This window comes from Cellulomonas sp. P4_H4, from assembly GCF_056400865.1.
In genome coordinates, this window is sequence record NZ_JBFUKL010000001.1 from 245,683 (window position 1) to 265,042 (window position 19,360).

Genomic DNA, 19,360 nt, shown 5'->3' on the forward strand with positions numbered 1-19,360 from the left:
TCGTTGCCATCGCGTGTCGCGATCGCCACACGTCCTCGGGTTCACTGGCTGAAGCGCGCCACCTGGCGGATCTTGTTCGTCGCGTCCAGCGCGGCCACCTTGTACGCCTCAGACAGGGTCGGGTAGTTGAGGACCGTGTCGACGAGATAGTCGACGGTCCCGCCGCAGGCCATGATCGCCTGACCGATGTGCACGAGGTCCGTGGCCAGCGTCCCGAAGATGTGCACGCCGAGGAGCTCGCGCGTCTCGGTGTGCACCAGGAGTTTGAGCATCCCGTAGGAGTCGCCGACGATCTGCCCGCGCGCCAGCTCGCGGTAGCGCGCGATGCCGACCTCGTACGGGATCGCCGACGTCGTCAGCTCCTCCTCGGTGCGACCGCAGTAGGAGATCTCGGGGATCGTGTAGATGCCGATGGGCTGCACCGACTGCAGCTCACGGGCCGGCTCCCCGAACGCGTGGTACGCCGCGAGACGACCCTGGTCCATGCTCGTCGCCGCCAGGGCGGGGAACCCGATGACGTCGCCCACGGCGAAGATGTTAGGCACGACCGTCCGGTACTGGTCGTCGACCTTGATGCGACCACGCGAGTCCGCCGCGAGCCCCGCGTTCTGCAGCTCGAGCGCGTCGGTCTGCCCCTGGCGACCGGCGGAGTACATGACCGCGTCGGCGGCGATCCGCTTGCCAGAGGCCAGCCGGGTCACGGTGCCGTTCGTGTTGCTGTCGACCCCGGCCACCTCCTCGCCGAACCGGAAGGACACCGACAGGTCCCGCAGGTGGAACTTGAGCGACTCGGCGACCTCGGGGTCGCACATCTCGAGCATCGCCGGCCGCTTGTCGATCACGGTCACGCGCGAGCCCAGTGCCGCGAACATCGATGCGTACTCGATGCCGATGATCCCGGCGCCGACGACGACGATCGACGTCGGGACCTTCTCCAGCGCGAGCACCCCGTCAGAGTCCAGGACCTTCCGGTCGTCGAACTGCACGGTGTCGGGCCGGTGCGGCTTGGACCCCGTGGCGATGACCACGAACCGCCCCGTGACCGTCGTCGGGCGCGCCGCATCCTCCTCGGTCACGGCGATCGTGTGGGCGTCGACGAACGAGCCCGTGCCGTTGAGGATGTCGATGTGGTTGCGGATCAGCTGCGCACGGATGACCTCCGTCTCGCGGCCGATCACGTGGTGCGTGCGCGCGAACAGGTCGTCCATCGTGATGTCCGACTTCACGCGGTAGCTCGCGCCGTACACCTCACGCTGCGCCATGCCGGTCAGGTACATCACGGCCTCGCGCAGCGTCTTGCTGGGGATCGTGCCCGTGTTGACCGAGACGCCGCCCATCATGTGCCGCTTCTCGATGATCGCGACCTTGTGACCGAGCTTCGCGGCGGCGATCGCCGCCTTCTGTCCACCAGGGCCGGTGCCGATGACGAGGAGGTCGTACTCGTAGGCGTGCTCGTCGGTGAGCAGCAGGTCCACGGCGTCGTCAACGGTCATGAGGAAAGTCTGCCCACAAACCGGTCCTGGCGTGAGTCCTGCGAATCACGGGCGCGTGAACACCCCGACCGGTCAGACGTCGACGATCAGCACCTCGACGCCCCCGGCGACGATGCGCGCCAGCTCGTCCGGGTCGGCCGTCGTGTCGGTGACGAGGACGTGCACCTGCGAGAGGTCGGCCATCTTGGCGAGCGTGACGCGGCCGACCTTCGACCCGTCGGCGACCACGACGACCCGTTGAGCGTGGGTCACCATCGCGTTGTTGGTGCGTGCCTCGGTCTCGTCGTGCGTCGTTGCACCACCGGCCGCACTGAACCCGTCGGTGCCGAGGATCGCGGTGCCCACGTTGATGGCGTTGAACGTGTGCTCGGCGATGACGCCGACGGCCTCGAAAGAGTTCGACCGTACGACGCCGCCGGTCATGATCACCTTGAGGTTCGGGCGCGACGCGATCTCCATGGCCGTGGTGAGCGCGTTGGTCACGATCGCGAGGTCCGGGCGGGTGGCGAGCACCTTGGCGACCTCGGCGGTCGTCGTCCCGCCGCTGATCGCGACGCTGTAGGGACCCGTCGGGATCAGCTCGGCGGCCCGACGCGCGATGCGCTGCTTGGCCACGCGGAACTGCGAGTCCCGCAGCCGCACCGGCACCTCGGCGCGCGAGGCGCTGGCGAAGGCCCGGGCTCCGCCGTGGGTCCGTACGAGGAGGCCCTGCTCCTCGAGGTCGGCGAGGTCGCGGCGGATGGTCGCCGGCGAGACACCGAGCGACGCGGTGAGGTCCGTGAGGGTCACGGAGTCCCCCGACTCGAGCATCGTGAGGACGGACCGCATCCGGTCGGACCGCTTGCGGGACGTCGCGCGCGGCATGTCCTGTGGGTGCGACATGGCCGCGGTCCTCCGAGTTCGCTCAGTCAGAGTGAGCACTTTGAGTGATCACCTGACGGATTCTTGCACGGATCGCTCACCCCGACGATCATCCAGGCATGGCCAAGATCGCGTTCGTCGGCGCCGGGAGCGTCGTCTTCACCCGTCAGCTGGTCGCGGACCTGCTGCGGTTCGGGGACCTCGAGCTCCACCTCGCACTGCACGACGTCGACCCGGAGCGGCTCGCTGTCGCGGAGGGCACGGCCCACCGGCTGGTGGAGCAGCTCGGGCACCCGGCGACCGTCACGGCGACGCTCGACCGGCGTGCGGCGCTCGACGGAGCCGACTTCGTCATTAACATGATCCAGGTGGGCGGGATCGATGCGACGATCACCGACCTGACGATCCCCGCCCGCTACGGCCTCCGCCAGACCATCGGCGACACCACGGGCGTCGGTGGGGTGTTCCGCGCACTGCGCACGTTCCCCGTGCTGACCGGCATCCTCGAGGACATGCGGGCGCTCTGCCCCGACGCGCTGCTGCTCAACTACACCAACCCGATGGCCATGAACGTCTGGTGGGCGTCGGTCGTGGCCCCGAACATCCGCACGTTCGGGCTGTGCCACTCGGTCTACTGGACCGCGCACGACCTGGCCGAGCTCCTGGGCCTCGACGTCGACCGGACGCGGTACCGCGCGTTCGGGGTGAACCACCAGGCCTGGCTGACCGAGTGGACGCTCGACGGCGAGAGCCTCTACCCGCGTCTCGTCGAGCGGATCGCGCAGGACCCCGAGCTCGAGCGTCGGGTGCGTGTCGAGATCTTCCGCCGCATCGGGTACTACCCCACCGAGACGAGCGAGCACTCGTCGGAGTACCTGTCGTGGTTCCTGCGGTCCCACGACCAGGTCGAGCGCTTCCGCATCGAGCCGTTGCAGTACATCGGGATCAGTCGCGACAACGTGGCGGAGTTCGAGCACGCGAAGGAGCTGCTCGACGCGGGAGAGCCGCTGCCGCTCGAGGGAGGCGCATCCGAGTACGCACCGCAGGTCATCCACTCGATCCTGACCGGAACGCCGCGGGAGATCCACGTCAACGTCCCGAACCACGGGCTCGTCGACAACCTGCCCGCGGGCTCGGCCGTCGAGGTCCCGGCCCTCGTCGACGCGTCCGGGGTGACGCCCGTCGCGATGGGTGCGCTGCCGGTGCAGTGCGCTGCCCTGAACCGGACCTACCTGTCCGTCGCCGAGCTGACGGTCGAGGCCGTGCGCACGGGCGACCCGCGCCTGGTGCGCCAGGCCGTGCTCCTCGACGGGAACGCGAGCTCGTCTCTGACCCCGGCGCAGATCTGGGAGCTGTGCGACGAGCTGGTCCTGGCCCACGGCGAGCTGCTGCCCGAGCCGCTTCGCGCCCTGCTGCCCGCGGCGGGGCTGTGACCGTCGCTCGCACGCGGGACCTCGTCGACGATGCCGTGCGGCGACGCACCGCCGTGCTCTGCTTCAACGTCATCACCCTCGAGCACGCCGAGGGCATCGTCGCCGGCCTCGAGCGCGCCGGCTCGCCCGGCCTCCTGCAGGTCAGCGAGAACGCGGTCCGCTACCGGGAGGGTCGCGCCGGGCCCCTGCTCGCCGCCTGCCACGAGCTCGCGGCCTCGGCATCCGTCCCGGTCGGTCTGCACCTCGACCACCTGCAGGACGCCGGGCTTCTCTCCGAGGGGGTCGCGTCGGCGGCGCAGTACGGCGTCACCTCCTTGATGGTCGACGCGGCGCACCTGGACTACGCGCGGAACGTCGCGACGACGGCCGCGGTGACCCGGTCGGCGCACACCGCCGGCCTCTGGGTCGAGGCGGAGCTCGGCGAGGTGGGCGGCAAGGACGGCGCTCATGCACCGGGCGCGCGGACCGACCCGTCGCAGGCCGCCCGGTTCGTCGCCGAGACGGGCATCGACGGGCTCGCGGTCGCGATCGGCTCGTCGCACGCGATGACCAGCGCGACCGCCCACCTGGACCTGGACCTGCTCGCGCGCCTGTCCGCGGCCGTACCGGTGCCGCTCGTCCTGCACGGCTCGTCGGGAGTCCCGCCGGCCGCGCTCCAGGACGCGGTCCGGGCAGGCATCCGCAAGATCAACGTCGGCACGGCGCTCAACGCCGCGCTCACCGCGCAGGTCCGGCTCGCGCTCTCGGCGGACGCTCGGATCACGGACCCGCGCCGGTACCTCGCACCCGGCCGGGAGGCCGTCGCCGAGGTGGTCGCGGCCAGCTGCGCGACGATCCGCGCCGCCTGAACGCCTCAGAGCCCGAGGAGGCGCCGAGCGTTCCCGGCGTAGACGGCCGCGAGAGCGGCGGTCGACAGGTGCAGGCCTGAGACCGTCCACCGGCCCTGCGGCGGCACCGCCTCGCCCGGGGCGTACTCGAACGCCTCGTCGGAGGTCTCCAGGAAGCGGACGTGGGTGGCGAGGGCCTCGTCGGTGAGCGGGAAGGCGTCGGTGCCGAAGAGCACGCGGTCGGGGAACTCCTCGACGAGTCGACGCGTCCGTCGCGGCTGCCGACCGAGCTCGGCCATCCGTCCGGCGATGTCGATGTGCCAGTTCGGGGCTGCCCGCAGCAGGCGCTCGACCCGGTCGAGGTCCTCCGCGACGCATCCCGCGTGCGCGCCGATGTACGTGGTCCCGGGTGTCGCCAGCACGAGCGTCTCGAGGGCGGTCAGCAGGCGGTCGAAACTCGGGTGCACCGCACCGTCGCCGAACCACCAGTCCGGGTTGGCCTGCAGCTCGTCGATCCGCTCGTTGTGCGCGTCCACGGGGTCGAAGAAGGCGACCGGGTCGGCGACGTGGATCAGCACCGGGAGGCCGAGGTCGCCGGCGAGGCCGAGCGTGCGCACGACCCGCTCGTCGTCGGGCAGCACGAGCCGTCCCGCGCCGTCCCTGACGGTCAGACCGAGGGTCTTCCAGACCTTGAGCCCACGAGCGCCCCGACCTGCCGAGTCCCGCAGCTGCGCCTCGAGCAGGGCCTCGCCGTCGGGCCGCGCGAGCAACGTCCAGTCGAGCTGGCAGAACGTGACGAAGCGCGTCGGGTGCGCGCGGTCGTAGCGGTCGAGGTTGGCCTCGAGCTCGTCGCCGTGCATGCCGTCGAGGTTGACCACAGTCGCGACGTTGCGGCGGTCCATCAGGGCGAGCAGCGCGCCGACATCGGGTGCGGTCCACCCCGGCGGCGTGAGCCATCGCCCCAGGTGGTTGTGCACGTCGATCGACGGAACGGCGGTCCCACCGACGTCCGTGGTGTGCGCGGCGAGCCTGCTCCGCGGGTGCCAGTCCGCCAGGCGAAGGTGTGCGGCGGCTGTCCAGTCGGGCATCCGGGTCTCCTCTCGTCCGCTCAGTCAGAGTGAGCGTTTGCCGCAGTTTCATTGCAGATCGATCACTTCGGTACGCAGTATTGCGCACACGGCGCCGGCGTCAACTCCGGAGCCGGAGACGAGAGGGCACCACCGTGAGCAGCAGCATCACCGCGCGAGAGATCGCGAGCCAGCCGACCGTGTGGGAGCGCGCGCTGGTCGAGGCGCAGACCTCCGGCGCGATCTTCGGTCGGCCCGGAGACAGCGTCCTCATCCTCGGCTGCGGCACCAGCGCGTTCGTCGCGGAGTCGCTGGCGGTCCTGCGCGAGCAGGCGGGTCTCGGTCTGACCGACGCCGCCTACGCGTCCGAGTGGCGCCCGGGTCGCCCGTACGACCGCGTCCTGGTGATCAGCCGGTCCGGCACGACGAGCGAGGTCCTCGCGGCTCTGGAGCTGGTCGAGGCCGGGACCACGACCGCCGCGATCGTGGGCGTCGCCGACAGCCCCGTCGCTCGTCGGGTGGACGAGTTCCTGCTGCTCGACTACGTCGACGAGGAGTCCGTCGTCCAGACGCGGTTCCCGACGACCACCCTCGTCCTCGCACGCGCGGCGTTCGGCGAGGACCAGACGGCGCTCGTCCCCGCGGCGCGGCGCGCGCTCGAGCAGCCGCTGCCCGTGCCGGTCGCGGGCGTCGACCACGTCGTGTACCTCGGCACCGGGTGGACCTACGGGCTCGCGCAGGAGGCGGCGCTCAAGGTCCGGGAGGCCGCCCAGGCATGGTCGGAGTCGTACCCGGTCCTGGACTACCGCCACGGTCCCATCGCCGTCGCCCACCCCGGGTCGCTCGTGACGATCTTCGGCACGGCCGATCCCGCGCTCGTCGCCGACATCGAGGCCACCGGTGCCCAGGTGCTGACCAGCGACGACGACCCCCTGGTCCAGCTCGTGCAGGCGCAGCGGTTCGCCGTGGCGCTGGCCGAGAGCAAGGGGCTCACCCCGGACGCGCCCCGACACCTCACCCGATCCGTCGTCCTGTCCTGACCGCGCCCACCGAACCGAGGAGATCGAGTTGTTCCCCCAGCACTCGCCCCGCGCACGTCTCGCCGCAGTCGCTGCGGCCACTGCCGTCGTCTCCCTCGGCCTCGCCGCATGCTCGGGCGGGTCCGCCGAAGGCGCCAAGACCTTCGACCCCGAGGCCAAGACGACCATCACCTGGTGGACGGGTCAGGCCGACCAGGCCGAGACCATCCTCGAGGGTCTTGCCGACGACTTCGAGAAGCTGCACCCGAACGTCACGGTCGACATCTCCTCGGGCGCTCCGTCGACCGACGAGCTCCTGCAGAAGCTGTCGGCAGGGTTCGCCGGCGGGACGTACCCGGACGTCTCCTACGCCTACGGCTCGTGGGCGAGCGAGCTCCAGGCATCCAAGCGGACGCTCGACATCACCGACCAGGTGCAGGACGCCGACGTGTTGTGGGACGAGTTCCCGGCCGCCGCACGGCAGACGGCGCAGCCCGGCGGCGGCACGACGATCGGCTTCCCGGCGGTCGTCGACAACCTGACCCTCATCTACAACAAGACGGTGTTCGACGCGGCCGGCCTGGACTACCCGACCGACGACTGGACCTGGGACGACTTCCGCGACGCCGCCAAGAAGCTCACCGACCCCGACACCAACACCTACGGCTACGGCTACTCGGTGTCGGGCTCGGAGGAGACGACCTGGCAGTTCTGGCCGCACCTGTGGCAGAACGGCGGGGAGATCCTCTCGGACGACCAGAAGACGGCGACCTTCGACTCGGACGCCGGGGTGCAGGCGCTGACGCTTCTGCGGGACATGGCGGTCGACGACAAGAGCGTCTACCTCGACCAGACCGACACCAAGGCGGCCCAGCTGTTCGCGAGCGACCGCATCGGCATGATCACGTCGGGCCCGTGGACGCTCTACGACCTCCAGACGGCCAAGACGTCGTACGGCGTCGTGCCGCTGCCCGGCGTCGACGGCAACCACGAGACCGTCTCGGGTCCGGACCTGTGGGTGCTCTTCGACCACAAGGACGCCAACAGGGCCCACTGGTCCTACGAGCTCACCAAGTGGCTGACGTCGGCCGAGCAGGACATCAAGTGGAACGTGGCCTACGGCAACCTGCCGCTGCGCTCGTCGGAGGCGGAGTCGCCCGAGTTCCTCGCACAGGTCGACGCGCTGCCGGGCCTCGACGTCATGGCCGCCAACATGGTCAACTCCAAGCACTCTCGGCCGACCGTCAAGGGCTACGTCAACCTCTCCGAGGCCATCGGCACGGCGATCTCCGAGGTGCTGCAGGGTCAGGGCGAGCCGGCCGACGCACTGAAGCAGGCCGCAGCCACCGCGACACAGGCCCTCGGAGGGTGACGATGGCGAGCACGACGGCCGCGTCGCACCGCCGCGGCGCGTTCCTGCCGCAGGCGCACGCCCCGCGGACGACGGTCGCGCGCCCCGGCCGCCGCAAGGAGCGGCGCAGGGCCGGGCTGCAGGGCTGGGGCTTCGTCGCCCCCGCGATGCTCATCGTGCTCGGTCTGTCGATCTTCCCCGCGGCGTGGGCGTTCTGGCTGTCGCTGCAGAGCTGGGACGGCTTCTCGACGCCGACGTGGGTCGGGCTCGGGAACTACCAAGAGATGGTCACGGACGCCGCCCTGCGCGACGCCGTCGGGCACACGATCCTGTACACCGCGCTCTTCGTTCCGGCGTCGGTGCTGCTCGGCCTGGCGCTGGCCCTGCTGCTCAACCGCACGCTCGCCATGATCGGCTTCTACCGGACGGCGATCTTCCTGCCGTTCGTCGCCTCCGCCGCGGCGACGGGCATCCTGACCACCTACCTGTTCAACCCGCAGTTCGGCCTGGCCAACACGGTCCTGCGAGCCCTGCACCTGCCGCAGCAGGGCTGGCTCGAGGACCCGTCGCAGGCGATGGTCGTCATCACGCTGATGTCGTTGTGGGGGCAGGCCGCGTTCACCACCGTCATCTACCTGGCCGCCCTGCAGGACATTCCCTCGGAGCTCATCGAGGCGGCTCGGATCGACGGCGCCAACCGGTGGCAGGCGTTCTGGCACGTGACGTTCCCGCAGCTCGCCCCGGTCACCGTGTTCGTGACCGTGTGGCAGGTGATCGGCGCCATCCAGCTGTTCGACCTCGTCTACACGACGACGCGCGGCGGACCGCTCAACGCGACGCAGACGATCGTCTACTACCTGTGGGAGACGGCGTTCAAGAGCCTGGAGTTCGGCTACGCGTCGGCGGTTGCGTACGGGCTCTTCGCGGTGACGCTGATCATCACCGGCGGCGTCGTCCTGTACTCCCGGCGCGCGAAGGTGGAGGCGTTCTGATGGCGGTCCAGATGCTCGCCCGCACCCCGGTTCCCGACACGCCCGACGACATCCGGCTCACTCGTCGCCGCGGGCGGCGCCACTGGTGGTGGCACCTGCTGCTCGCCCCGATCGCGCTGCTGTTCGCGCTGCCGTTCGTGCAGATGTTCCTCACGGCGCTGACGCCCGCCTCGGAGATCAACAAGTTCCCGCCGCGCCTGATCCCGGCGTCCCTCACGCTCGACGGGTTCAGCAAGCTCTTCGCCGAGTCCGACATCCTGCGCTGGCTGCTCAACACCGCGATCGTCTCGACAGTCGGGGTCGCGTCCCACCTGGTCCTGTGCTCGCTGGCCGGCTACGGGTTCGCGCGGCTGAAGTTCCCCGGCCGCACGTTCGGGTTCCTGGCCATCGTCGCGACGATCATGATCCCGACCCAGCTGCTCATGGTCCCGACGTACGTGATGTTCGCCAAGGTCGGCCTGATCGACACCCTCGGCGCCGCGATCGTCCCGTGGCTCGCGTCCGCGTTCGGCATCTTCCTCATGCGGCAGTTCTTCCTGTCGCTCCCCGCCGAGCTCGAGGAGGCGGCGGTGCTCGACGGCTGCAGCCGGCTCGCGGTGTTCTGGCGGATCGTGCTGCCGCTGGCCAAGCCGGCGATGGCGACGCTCGCGATCTTCACGCTGCTCGGCTCGTGGAACGACCTGGTCTGGCCGCTCATCGCGATCAACGACCCGCACAGCTTCACGCTCCAGCTGGGCATCACGAACTTCCAGGGCGACCGGCGCACGGACTGGTCGCTGCTGATGGCCGGCAACGTGGTGGCCACGCTGCCGCTGATCCTGTTCTTCCTGATCGCCCAGAAGCAGTTCATCGCGACCATGACGTTCTCGGGCCTGAAGGGATGAGCGTCGTCCTGGTGGCAGGGGACGCCAACGTGGATCTCGTGCTCCGCGGCGACGTCGTGCCTCGGTTCGGGCAGGCCGAGCAGCTCGTCGACTCCGGCGAGCTCGTGCTCGGCGGCAGCGCGTCGATCGCGGCCTGCGGGCTGGCCCGGCTCGGCGTGCCGACCGAGCTGGTCGCGCGCGTGGGCGACGACGCCTTCGGGCGGTTCCAGCTGGACGGACTCGCGGCTGCTGGTGTCCGGACCGGCCAGGTCGAGGTCGACCCCGCGTCGCCGACGGGGCTCTCCGTCATCCTCTCGGCCGCCGGCGACCGCGCGATCCTGACCGTGCCCGGCACCATCCCGACGCTGCGGGCCGACGCGGTGCGGACCGCGCTCGCGGCCACCGGCGCGCGACACCTGCACGTCGCGTCGTACTTCCTGCAGCCTTCCTTGGCCGCCGAGCTCCCCGTGCTGCTGGCCGAAGCGCGTGCCTCCGGGGTGACGGTGAGCCTCGACACCAACTGGGACCCGGCGGAGCGTTGGGGCGGGGTGCTCGACCTCCTCCCGCTCGTCGACGTCCTCCTGCCCAACCTCTCCGAGCTCCGGGCGCTGGGTGCGGTAGCGGGAACGGTCGGGTCCGACATCGACATCGCCCAGCACCTGGCCGCGCTCGGGCCGCGGGTCGTCGTCAAGGCCGGAGCCGACGGCGGCTGGTCGGTCGGCGCTGACGGCTTCTGCAGAGCATCCGGGCTGGCTGTCGAGGTCGTCGACACCACCGGCGCGGGGGACAGCTTCGACGCGGGCTACCTCGCGGCGCTGGCGCACGGGATCGACGACGAGGCCAAGCGGCTGCGCTGGGCCACGACCGCCGGCTCGCTGTCGACGCTGGGCGCGGGCGGCACCGGGCGGCAGGCGACGCTCGAGGACGTGGGCGCGCGTTGATCACGGCCGCGGCCGTCAGCCCGTCTCTCGACGTCACGTACGAGGTGGACGAGCTCGACGGCATCCAGAGGCCGCTGGCCGTGCACCGGGTGGCCGGTGGCAAGGCGCTGAACGCCGCCCGCGCGGCCGCACTGCTCGGGTCGTCGGTCGGTGCCGTGGCGGTGCTGGGGGGTGGCACGGGTGCGGTGATCGCCGACCTCGCCCGTGCGGACGGCCTGGACGTGCACGTGGTCGAGGGTGCGGAGCTCACGCGCACCTGCGTCAGCGTGCACACACGTTCCACAGGCGTCCTGACCGAGATCTACGAGCCCGCCACGCCGGTATCGCGAGCCGTCTTCGACCGGTTCCTGGCCGAACTCGTCGAGCAGCTCGCCGCCCGGCGCGGCTGGTGCCTGGTCAGTGGCAGCCTCCCGGACTCGCTCGGGCCGAAGGCGCTGCGCGAGGTCGTCGACGTCGTTTTGGAGGCGGGTGCCCGGGTCGCCGTCGACAGCCACGGTCCGGCGCTGCACGCGCTGCTGTCGGGTGGGCGTCCCGACCTGCTCAAGGTGAACCGGTCCGAGGCCTGCGAGGTCACGGGCCTGCCCGAGACGGCGTCGCTCGCCGACCTCGTCGACCGGCTGCGGACCCTGACCGGAGGCCTCGTCGTCGTGACGGACGGGGTCCACGGACTGCGGGCCACCGACGGGACCGTGACCCTCACCGCCTCCGTCCCGGATGTCGTCGGCGAGTTCCCGGTCGGCAGCGGCGACTCCGTGCTGGGAGCGCTCGTCCGGGCGCTCGACGGGGGCCGCCCCCTGGAGGACGCGTTGCGCCTCGCGGCCGCCGCCGGGTGCGCCAACGCGCTGGTCCCGGGCGCCGCACGCTTCGACCCCGCCGTGGTCGAACGTCTCGCGAACGACGTCGTGGTGCGGCACGGTTGACCGTGCTGCGGCCGGGGTGACTGTGGTGAGGTAGGCGCGTGAACCTGACCGGGCTGCACGTGATCGAGGACCCCTCGTGGCTGGGCTAGAATTCTCGACGACCCCTCGTGCGGCGTCATCTCGCTGAACTCCCCCAGGGCCGGAAGGCAGCAAGGGCAGGTGAGCTCTGGCGGGTGTGCGGGGGGTCCTTTCATGCCCGTTTTCAGCCGCGCAGAGCCAGTCTCGTGAACGTCTGGCCCGCGCCGGCCTCGCGCTTCAGGCGCCGGACGAGCTGGTCCAGGGCCGACGGGTCGGCGACGACCGCGTGGATCAGGTAGTCGTACGAGCCGGTGACGTGGACCGCGTCGAGGACCTGCGGGAAGCCGCTGGCGAGCGCCGCGGTGAAGTCCTCGTTCGTGGTGCCCTCGGTCATCCGCACCTCGATGAACACCTCCAGCCCTTTCGGGAGCCCCGGCGCCGACGCGGTGACGATCGTGAAGCCGCGGATCGTTCCGTTGTCGACGAGGCGCCGGACGCGGTTGGCGGCGGCGTTCGGGCTGAGACCGACACGCTCCCCGAGGTCGCTGTACGGAATCCGCGCATCGGCGGTCAGCTCACGGATGATTGCCTCGTCGAGAGGGTCCATGTGTACGAGGATCGCAGCCCCACGACGGTTTCCGCAGTATCCACGTGACCTCGTCGGCACCCGCGGGCGACCCTTGCCGTGTGACCGCCTTCCTGCTCGGTGCCCTCGCGGGGCTGGCCGTCGCCATGCCCGTCGGGCCGGTGGGCGTGCTGCTGATGCGCAGCGGCCTGGTCGACGGGGTCCGGGTGGCGGTCGCGGCGGCGTGCGGGATCGCGACCGTCGACCTCCTGTACGGGGTCGTCGCCGTCGCAGTCGGCGCACCGGTCAGCCAGGCCGTCGAGGCGCACGACGGGCTGGTACGGACTGCCTCCGCGGTGGTTCTCGTCGTGGTCGGAGTCCTCGGGCTGGTGAGACGCCGCGCACCGGAAGCCGACGGTGCGCCGCCGCCGTCGTCGCACGGCACGTACCTCCGGTTCGTCGGGCTCACGGCGGTGAACCCGCTCACGGCGGTCACCTTCACGACCGTCGCGATCGGCATGGCCGCCGGTCTGGGCGGCTCGGCGGCGGCCGCCGTGGCGTTCGTCGCCGGTGTCGGGGCGGCGTCCCTCGCGTGGCAGCTCGTGCTGGCGCTGAGCAGCGGGTTGCTCGGGCTGCGGCTGCCGCCGTCCGCGCGCACGTGGGTCTCGGTGGCCGGGTCGCTCGTGGTCATCGGGGTCGCGGTGTCGCTCGTCGTCTGAACCTCTGGTCGGACGCCGGTCCCCCCGTGGGTGCACGCGCGCGCTCGCAGGACCGTCCCGTGGGCCGACGACCGCGAGCCCTCGGACGGCGACGCTGGAGGCATGAACCCACGCCTGTCCGGCCGCGGACTCGTCAAGACGTTCGGAACCACGACCGCGCTCGCGGGCGTCGACGTCGACCTCGCCGACGGTGAGTCGCTCGCCGTCATGGGGCCGTCGGGCTCGGGCAAGTCGACGCTCCTGCACTGCCTCGCGGGCATCCTGGTCCCGGACGCCGGGACCGTCGCGCTGAAGGGTCGCGACGTCGGCGCGCTGGGGGATCGCGCGCGCTCGCTGCTGCGACGCAAGCAGTACGGGTTCGTGTTCCAGTTCGGCCAGCTGCTCTCCGAGCTGCCCGCGGTGGAGAACGTGGCACTGCCCGCGATGCTGCTGGGCGCGAGCCGCAAGGACGCCACCGCGCAGGCGCAGCGATGGCTCAGCGACCTCGGGCTCGCCGGGATGGAGGGCCGGCGCCCGGGGGAGCTGTCAGGCGGGCAGGCGCAGCGGGTCGCGGTCGCGCGTGCCCTGATCACCGGGCCGGACGTCGTCTTCGCCGACGAGCCGACCGGCGCGCTCGACCAGTCGACCGGGTACGACGTCATGCGGATCCTCGTCGAGACGACGCGGGCCGCGGGGGCGTCGCTCGTCGTCGTGACCCACGACGCTCAGGTGGCGGACTGGTGCGACCGGCGGATCGAGGTGCGCGACGGCGTCGTCGTCGGGTCTCAGGTGCACGCCCGATGAACCCCGTCGTCGCGCTCGCACCGAGGTTCCAGCGCGCCGGGGGCCGCGACTCACGCGTCACGACGGCGCTCGCGCTCACGGCGTTCGCCGTCACCACCGGCCTGACGCTCAGCGTCGTCGGAGGCCTGCTCGGCTTCGTCGCGCGTGCCGACGAACCTCTGGCGCCGGGTGAGAACGACATCCGGTCCCTCTACGAGATCCTCGCCTGGGTCGCCGTCGTCCTGCTGGTGGTCCCCCTGGTGACCCTCGGTGGCAGCGCGGCGCGGCTCGGGGTCGCGCGCCGGGACGCGCGGCTGGCCACGCTTCGGCTGCTCGGGGTGACGTCGCGCGAGGTCGTCGGGCTGACGCTCGTCGAGACGGCCTGGCAGGGGCTCGTCGGCGCCGTGCTCGGCATCGCGCTGTACGGGCTGCTGCTGCCGGTGTGCGCGCTGCTGCCGTTCCAGGGGACGACGTTCACGGTCGGTGAGCTCTGGGTCGGGTGGCAGGGGCTGGTCGCCGCGCTGGTCGTCGTGCCGCTGCTCGCGGGCGTGTCCGGCGCCGTGTCTCTGCGGCGGGTCGCGATCTCCCCGCTCGGCGTCGCACGGCGCTCGACGCCGCGCGCGCTCGGCTTCGTGCGGCTGGTCGTCGCGCTGGCGGGCATCGGCCTGTTCATGATCGTCAGCGCCGCGGGCGGTGCGCTGGGTGCCGCGGCGATCGCCGCGCTCGTCGGCGCCATGGCGGTCGGCTTCGCGACCCTCAACGTGGTCGGTCCGTGGGTGCTGGGGCTCGTCGGGAAGGTCCAGCTGCGTCGTGCGACGACGCCCGCGCGGCTGCTCGCGGCCCGCCGCCTGCTCGACGACCCGCGCGCCGCCTGGAGAGTGGTCGGCGGGCTCGGGCTGGCCGGATTCGTGGCGGGTGCGCTGGCCGTGATCCCGGCTCTGACGAACGTCGACGCGTCGCAGGACCCGCAGGGCGCGATCCTGCAGGACGACCTGGTCACTGGCGCCCTGGTCACGCTGGTCGTCGCGTTCCTGCTCGCCGCGGTGTCGGCGGGGATCGCGCAGGCGGCCGCGGTGCTCGACCGTCGTCGGGAGATCGCCCTGCAGAACCTCGCCGGGATGCCCGTCGAGCTGCTCGACTCGGTCCGTCGACGGTCGGTCCTGGTCCCCCTGCTGTTCGTCGCACTCGGCTCGGCGGCGACCGCGCTCGTCATGTTCCTGCCGCTGCTCGGCACCGTCGCGATCACCGACCCGACCGGGATCGGGCTCCTGCTCGCCTTCCTGGCGGGCGGTTGCGCCCTGGTCTTCGCCGCGACGGAGACGTCACGCGCGCTGCTGCGCTCCGTGCTCGCGGACACCGTGGTGCGCGCGGACTAGGAGAGTGCGGTGCGGCACTCGTCGAGCGCTTCGTTCGCCCACGCGACCTGCTGCTCGGTGCCCCAGCGGTGCGCCGCGTCGAGCGCCGCCTCGAACTCGGGGAGGGCCGCCCGGGGGTCGCCCGCGTCGAACAGCGTCCAGCCGCGGTTGTTGTGCAGGGCCACATGCCAGCGCAGGGTGCGCGCGTCGGGCGTCGTCTTCAGCACGTCGAGCGCTCGGTCGGTCCAGTCGTGGGCGTGCGACGGGTCCGCGATCGCGAGCATGTGCAGGGCGTCGACGACGAGGAACGGGTCCACCGGCTGCGCCGCCGTGGCCTCGAAGAATGGGATCGCCTGTGCGGGCCGACCTGCGCTGTTGTGCAGGCGCCCACGTTCGAGGGCGACCCGCGCGAGGACGGTCGGTGCCTGCGCGCCGACCGTGTCGAGCACCGCCGAGGCCTCGTCGTACCGCTCCTGCAGGCCCAGGCTGCGCGCCACCTGGGTGAGCAGCTCGTCGCGGTCGTCGCCGGTGGCCCGGCCGGCGGCTTCTCGGAACCGAGCCTCGCTCGCAGCCGGGTCGGAGAAGTCCCAGAGCTGGTCGAGCACCTGTTGGTCGAGGGTCACGACTGGATCGTAGAGAGCCTGTGGGCGCGGGCGTCTAGGGTTCTGGCGTGAGCACAGCCCTGTACCGGCGGTACCGGCCCGAGAACTTCGCCGAGGTGATCGGGCAGGACCACGTCACCGCACCCCTGCGGCAAGCGCTGCGCAGCGGCCAGGTCAACCACGCGTACCTGTTCTCCGGCCCGCGCGGCTGCGGCAAGACGACGTCCGCGCGGATCCTCGCGCGCATCCTGAACTGCGCCCAGAACACGGAGGCGAACCCCACCGACACACCGTGCGACGTGTGCGAGTCGTGCGTCGAGCTGGCGCGTGGTGGTCCGGGCAGCCTGGACGTCGTCGAGATCGACGCGGCGAGCCACGGTGGCGTCGACGACGCCCGTGAGCTTCGCGAGCGCGCGACGTTCGCGCCCGCCCGCGACCGGTACAAGGTGTTCATCCTCGACGAGGCCCACATGGTCTCGAACCAGGGCTTCAACGCGCTGCTCAAGATCGTCGAGGAGCCGCCGCCCCACATCAAGTTCATCTTCGCGACGACGGAGCCGGACAAGGTCATCGGCACCATCCGGTCGAGGACGCACCACTACCCCTTCCGCCTGGTCCCGCCGGACGTCCTCGTCCCGTACCTCCAGCAGCTCTGCGACTCCGAGCACGTCCAGGTGGCGTCCGGCGTGCTCCCCCTCGTCGTGCGCGCCGGCGGGGGATCCGTCCGCGACACCCTGTCCGTGCTCGACCAGCTGATCGCGGGGTCCGGCGGCGCCGAGCTCGCCTACGAGGGCGCCGCGGACCTGCTCGGGTACACGCAGGCCTCGCTGCTCGACGACGTCGTCGAGGCCGTCGCCGCACGCGACGGGGCATCCGCGTTCCGCGTGGTCGACCGCGTGATCTCGACCGGCCACGAGCCGCGCCGGTTCGTCGAGGACGTCCTCGAGCGCTTCCGCGACCTGATCGTCATCGCCGCCTCCGGGGACGCCGCCGACGCCGCGCTGCGCGACGTGCCGACCGACCAGATGACGCGCATGCGTCAGCAGGCCGGGCACCTCGGCGCCTCCGAGCTCTCGCGGTCCGCCGACCTCGCCAACGCCGCACTCACCGAGATGACCGGTGCGACCTCCCCGCGGCTGCACCTCGAGCTGCTCATGGCCCGCCTCCTGCTGCCCGCCGCGGAGGACACCCGCTCGTCGATCGGCGCGCGTCTGGACCGGCTGGAGCGCGGCCTGCCCGCCGACGGAGTTCGCGTCCCGGTCGCGTCGACGCCCACGCATCGTCCCGCCGAACCGGCTACGACTCCGCGCTCCGCGGAGCCGACGCCTGCCGCCCGCACCGCGGAGCCCTCGCCTGCCGCCCGGCCCGCCGAGCCGACGCCGGTGCACCGAGCGGTCGATCCGACGCCCGCGTCGGTGCCCGAGCCGGCCGCGGCCGAACGGGCACCCGAGCGCGCGCCTGAAGCCTCGCCCACGGCCTCGCCTGCCGCCGAGCCGGAAGACGCCGTCTCGGCTGAGCCGACCGCACCTGCCGCGTCCGGCGTCGAGGCGGTCGCGCCGGAGACTGAGCCGGCGCGGGTTGATGCGGAAGCCGCCGCTGCTCCTGCCGCGGCCGTACCCGTCGCCGCGGCGCCGGTGCCACACACCCCCGGCCCGGAGACCGAGGTCGTCCGCCGCCGCTGGCCCGAGGTCCTCGAGACCGTCAAGGGCCTGCGTCGCGTCACCTGGGCGCTCATCGACCCGCGCAACGCCCAGGTCGCGGACCTCGACGCGACCACTCTGCGCATCGCGTTCGACAACCCCGCGCTCGCCACCACCTTCCGCAACGGCGCCCACGCGGACGTCGTCGCCCGCGCCGTACGCGAGACCCTCGGGTTCGACGTCCGTGTCGAGGGGATCCTGGCCGAGCAGGCGTCGGCGGCTCCCGCTGCCACGGAAGCCCCGGCCCGTCCCGTGAACGACCGCGAGAACCCGCGCGCAGTCACTCCGGCCGAGGCGGCCGCGTCTTGGGACGACGAGCCGCCCGCCGTCGAACCGCCGCAGGACGACCCGGGCGAGCCGGCGCACGCCCCCGAGCCTCCCGAGGACCTGGCCGCGAGCGGTCCGGCACCGCAGGGCTCCGCCCGGGAGCGCGGCATGGCAGCGGCCCGCGAGTCGGCCGCCCGCGTCGTGCCCGGGGTGCCGGACGAACCGTCGCCGGACGACCCGGAGATCAGCGGCTCGTCCCTGATCGGCGCCCCGCTCGTCGCGCAGATGCTCGGTGGCACGGTCATCGACGAGCAGCTGGACGACGGCACGGCCTAGCGCAGCACTCGCGAGCCCCCGCCCTCGCGCGCCCGACCGACCGCGGCGCCCGACCCCGTAGGCTGGCGAACGTGTATGAGGGTGCGGTCCAGGATCTGATCGACGAGCTCGGGCGACTGCCCGGAGTCGGTCCCAAGAGCGCCCAGCGCATCGCGTTCCACCTGCTGGCGGCGGACCCGGCGGACGTGCGACGGCTCGCCGACGCGCTCACCGAGGTCAAGCTCCGCGTCCAGTTCTGCGAGATCTGCGGCAACGTCGCGCAGGAGACGCAGTGCCGCATCTGCCGCGACCCGCGCCGTTCGCTGGCCACGATCTGCGTGGTCGAGGAGCCCAAGGACGTCGTCGCGATCGAGCGCACGCGCGAGTTCCGTGGCCGGTACCACGTGCTCGGCGGGGCCATCAACCCGATCGCGGGCGTCGGCCCGGACGACCTGCGCATCCAGTCGCTGCTGACCCGGCTCGCGGACGGCACGGTCACCGAGGTGATCCTGGCGACGGACCCCAATGTCGAGGGCGAGGCGACAGCCACGTACCTGGCGCGCATGCTGGTACCGATGGGTCTCACGGTCAGCCGGCTCGCCTCGGGCCTGCCGGTGGGCGGTGACCTGGAGTACGCCGACGAAGTCACGCTCGGGCGGGCGTTCGAGGGTCGTCGCCGGATCAGCGCGTAGGAGGGGGACGACGATGACACCGCACCACACGACGGTCGACGCCGATCTGCGGGACATCGCTGTGGCGGTCGCCGACGAGTCGCGCCGCTACCTCACGACCGTCACGGAGGTGGCCGCCGGCTCGGCCCCCAACGCCGCCCTCCCGCTGCTGCTCCTGGCCGTGAGCGACATCCTGGCCGCAGGCGCACGTCTCGGCGCGACAACGGACGTCGTGCCGGTGGAGCGCTTCGAGCCGGACGCCGGGCCCGACCCGGACGTCGACCCGCTGCGCGCCAACCTCGCCAACGTGTTCGAGGGGATCGACGAGTACGTCGAGGTCGTCGACCCGCTGCTCGGTATCGAGGTCGAGCGGTCGAGCGTCTCCGGCGACCTCGTGGGCATCGCAGGCGCCCTGGCGCAGGGGCTGCGGCACTACGAGAACGGCCACGTGCTCGAGGCCCTCTGGTGGTGGCAGTTCTCCTACCTGTCCGACTGGGGCGAGCGCGCGACGAGCGTCCTGCGCACCCTGCAGGCGATCCTGGCCCACCTGCGGCTGGACGTGGAGGATGACGTCGCCGCAGAGGCGGAGTACGACGCCCTCCAGCCCTGACCCCGCCAG

At 72.0% G+C, this 19,360-nt stretch carries 19 protein-coding genes and 1 other RNA gene; 15 read left to right on the top strand and 5 right to left on the bottom strand.

The window, feature by feature from the left end:
- Positions 1-41 precede the first annotated feature (41 nt).
- Together sthA and AC1DPN_RS01255 are read right to left on the bottom strand one after the other, a co-directional pair.
- Entirely contained in the window at positions 42-1,493 is a 1,452-nt protein-coding gene (gene sthA, locus AC1DPN_RS01250) for a Si-specific NAD(P)(+) transhydrogenase (protein WP_477082907.1), read from the bottom strand.
- A gap of 72 nt (positions 1,494-1,565) precedes the next feature.
- Positions 1,566-2,375, bottom strand: coding sequence for a DeoR/GlpR family DNA-binding transcription regulator (locus tag AC1DPN_RS01255; protein WP_477082908.1), 810 nt, complete (start codon positions 2,373-2,375; stop codon positions 1,566-1,568).
- 98 nt (positions 2,376-2,473) lie between these two features.
- On the opposite strand from AC1DPN_RS01255, the gene melA reads away from it, so the two are divergent.
- On the top strand, positions 2,474-3,787 hold the full coding sequence (melA, locus tag AC1DPN_RS01260) for an alpha-galactosidase (RefSeq protein ID WP_477082909.1): 1,314 nt from the start codon (positions 2,474-2,476) through the stop codon (positions 3,785-3,787).
- Positions 3,784-4,635 carry a class II fructose-bisphosphate aldolase gene (locus tag AC1DPN_RS01265; RefSeq protein ID WP_477082910.1) on the top strand — a complete coding sequence of 284 codons (852 nt, stop codon included), beginning with the start codon at positions 3,784-3,786 and terminating at the stop codon, positions 4,633-4,635. Before melA ends, AC1DPN_RS01265 begins: the two co-directional genes overlap by 4 nt.
- A gap of 5 nt (positions 4,636-4,640) precedes the next feature.
- Here AC1DPN_RS01265 and AC1DPN_RS01270 read toward each other — a convergent pair whose 3' ends face one another.
- Complete coding sequence (locus AC1DPN_RS01270; RefSeq protein WP_477082911.1) at positions 4,641-5,702, bottom strand: amidohydrolase family protein; 1,062 nt, start codon at positions 5,700-5,702, stop codon at positions 4,641-4,643.
- A gap of 134 nt (positions 5,703-5,836) precedes the next feature.
- Between AC1DPN_RS01270 and AC1DPN_RS01275 the strand changes: the two genes are divergently transcribed.
- From AC1DPN_RS01275 to ffs, 7 genes are all read left to right on the top strand, one after another.
- Complete coding sequence (locus AC1DPN_RS01275) at positions 5,837-6,721, top strand: SIS domain-containing protein (protein WP_477082912.1); 885 nt, start codon at positions 5,837-5,839, stop codon at positions 6,719-6,721.
- 28 nt (positions 6,722-6,749) lie between these two features.
- A complete protein-coding gene (locus AC1DPN_RS01280; protein WP_477082913.1) occupies positions 6,750-8,072 on the top strand; it encodes an ABC transporter substrate-binding protein in 1,323 nt (440 codons plus the stop codon).
- Between the two features lie 2 nt (positions 8,073-8,074).
- Positions 8,075-9,043, top strand: coding sequence for a carbohydrate ABC transporter permease (locus AC1DPN_RS01285; RefSeq protein ID WP_477082914.1), 969 nt, complete (start codon positions 8,075-8,077; stop codon positions 9,041-9,043).
- Positions 9,043-9,927, top strand: coding sequence for a carbohydrate ABC transporter permease (locus AC1DPN_RS01290; RefSeq protein ID WP_477082915.1), 885 nt, complete (start codon positions 9,043-9,045; stop codon positions 9,925-9,927). The genes AC1DPN_RS01285 and AC1DPN_RS01290 overlap by 1 nt, the downstream gene beginning before the upstream one ends.
- Positions 9,924-10,847, top strand: coding sequence for a carbohydrate kinase family protein (locus tag AC1DPN_RS01295; RefSeq protein ID WP_477082916.1), 924 nt, complete (start codon positions 9,924-9,926; stop codon positions 10,845-10,847). Before AC1DPN_RS01290 ends, AC1DPN_RS01295 begins: the two co-directional genes overlap by 4 nt.
- The gene (locus AC1DPN_RS01300) at positions 10,844-11,767 is read left to right on the top strand and encodes a 1-phosphofructokinase family hexose kinase (RefSeq protein WP_477082917.1); all 924 of its coding nucleotides are present in this window, start codon (positions 10,844-10,846) and stop codon (positions 11,765-11,767) included. Before AC1DPN_RS01295 ends, AC1DPN_RS01300 begins: the two co-directional genes overlap by 4 nt.
- A 96-nt stretch (positions 11,768-11,863) precedes the next feature.
- An RNA gene (gene ffs / locus AC1DPN_RS01305) (signal recognition particle sRNA small type) lies at positions 11,864-11,960 on the top strand.
- Between the two features lie 9 nt (positions 11,961-11,969).
- Here the strand turns inward: ffs and AC1DPN_RS01310 are convergent.
- The gene (locus AC1DPN_RS01310; protein WP_477082918.1) at positions 11,970-12,392 is read right to left on the bottom strand and encodes an Lrp/AsnC family transcriptional regulator; all 423 of its coding nucleotides are present in this window, start codon (positions 12,390-12,392) and stop codon (positions 11,970-11,972) included.
- An 80-nt stretch (positions 12,393-12,472) separates the two neighbouring features.
- Here AC1DPN_RS01310 and AC1DPN_RS01315 point away from each other — a divergent pair, with 80 nt between their 5' ends.
- The 3 genes from AC1DPN_RS01315 to AC1DPN_RS01325 all read left to right on the top strand — a co-directional run bounded on the left by AC1DPN_RS01315 (position 12,473) and on the right by AC1DPN_RS01325 (position 15,207).
- Positions 12,473-13,069 carry a LysE family transporter gene (locus tag AC1DPN_RS01315; protein ID WP_477082919.1) on the top strand — a complete coding sequence of 199 codons (597 nt, stop codon included), beginning with the start codon at positions 12,473-12,475 and terminating at the stop codon, positions 13,067-13,069.
- Positions 13,070-13,171: 102 nt separating this feature from the next.
- Positions 13,172-13,852: an ABC transporter ATP-binding protein gene (locus AC1DPN_RS01320; RefSeq protein ID WP_477082920.1), complete on the top strand. Its 681-nt coding sequence runs from the start codon at positions 13,172-13,174 to the stop codon at positions 13,850-13,852.
- Positions 13,849-15,207, top strand: a complete 1,359-nt coding sequence (locus AC1DPN_RS01325) for an FtsX-like permease family protein (protein ID WP_477082921.1) — start codon at positions 13,849-13,851, stop codon at positions 15,205-15,207. Before AC1DPN_RS01320 ends, AC1DPN_RS01325 begins: the two co-directional genes overlap by 4 nt.
- Here the strand turns inward: AC1DPN_RS01325 and AC1DPN_RS01330 are convergent.
- Positions 15,204-15,809 carry a hypothetical protein gene (locus AC1DPN_RS01330; protein ID WP_477082922.1) on the bottom strand — a complete coding sequence of 202 codons (606 nt, stop codon included), beginning with the start codon at positions 15,807-15,809 and terminating at the stop codon, positions 15,204-15,206. The two genes, AC1DPN_RS01325 and AC1DPN_RS01330, sit on opposite strands and share 4 nt — an antisense overlap.
- Positions 15,810-15,856: 47 nt before the next feature.
- Between AC1DPN_RS01330 and AC1DPN_RS01335 the strand changes: the two genes are divergently transcribed.
- The 3 genes from AC1DPN_RS01335 (at position 15,857) to AC1DPN_RS01345 (ending at position 19,351) form a co-directional block, all read left to right on the top strand.
- Positions 15,857-18,091 (top strand): DNA polymerase III subunit gamma and tau, encoded by a 2,235-nt coding sequence (locus AC1DPN_RS01335; RefSeq protein WP_477082923.1) that lies wholly within the window; start codon positions 15,857-15,859, stop codon positions 18,089-18,091.
- A gap of 71 nt (positions 18,092-18,162) precedes the next feature.
- Entirely contained in the window at positions 18,163-18,762 is a 600-nt protein-coding gene (recR, locus tag AC1DPN_RS01340) for a recombination mediator RecR (RefSeq protein WP_477038502.1), read from the top strand.
- A gap of 13 nt (positions 18,763-18,775) precedes the next feature.
- Entirely contained in the window at positions 18,776-19,351 is a 576-nt protein-coding gene (locus AC1DPN_RS01345) for a DUF5063 domain-containing protein (RefSeq protein WP_477082924.1), read from the top strand.
- Positions 19,352-19,360 lie beyond the last annotated feature (9 nt).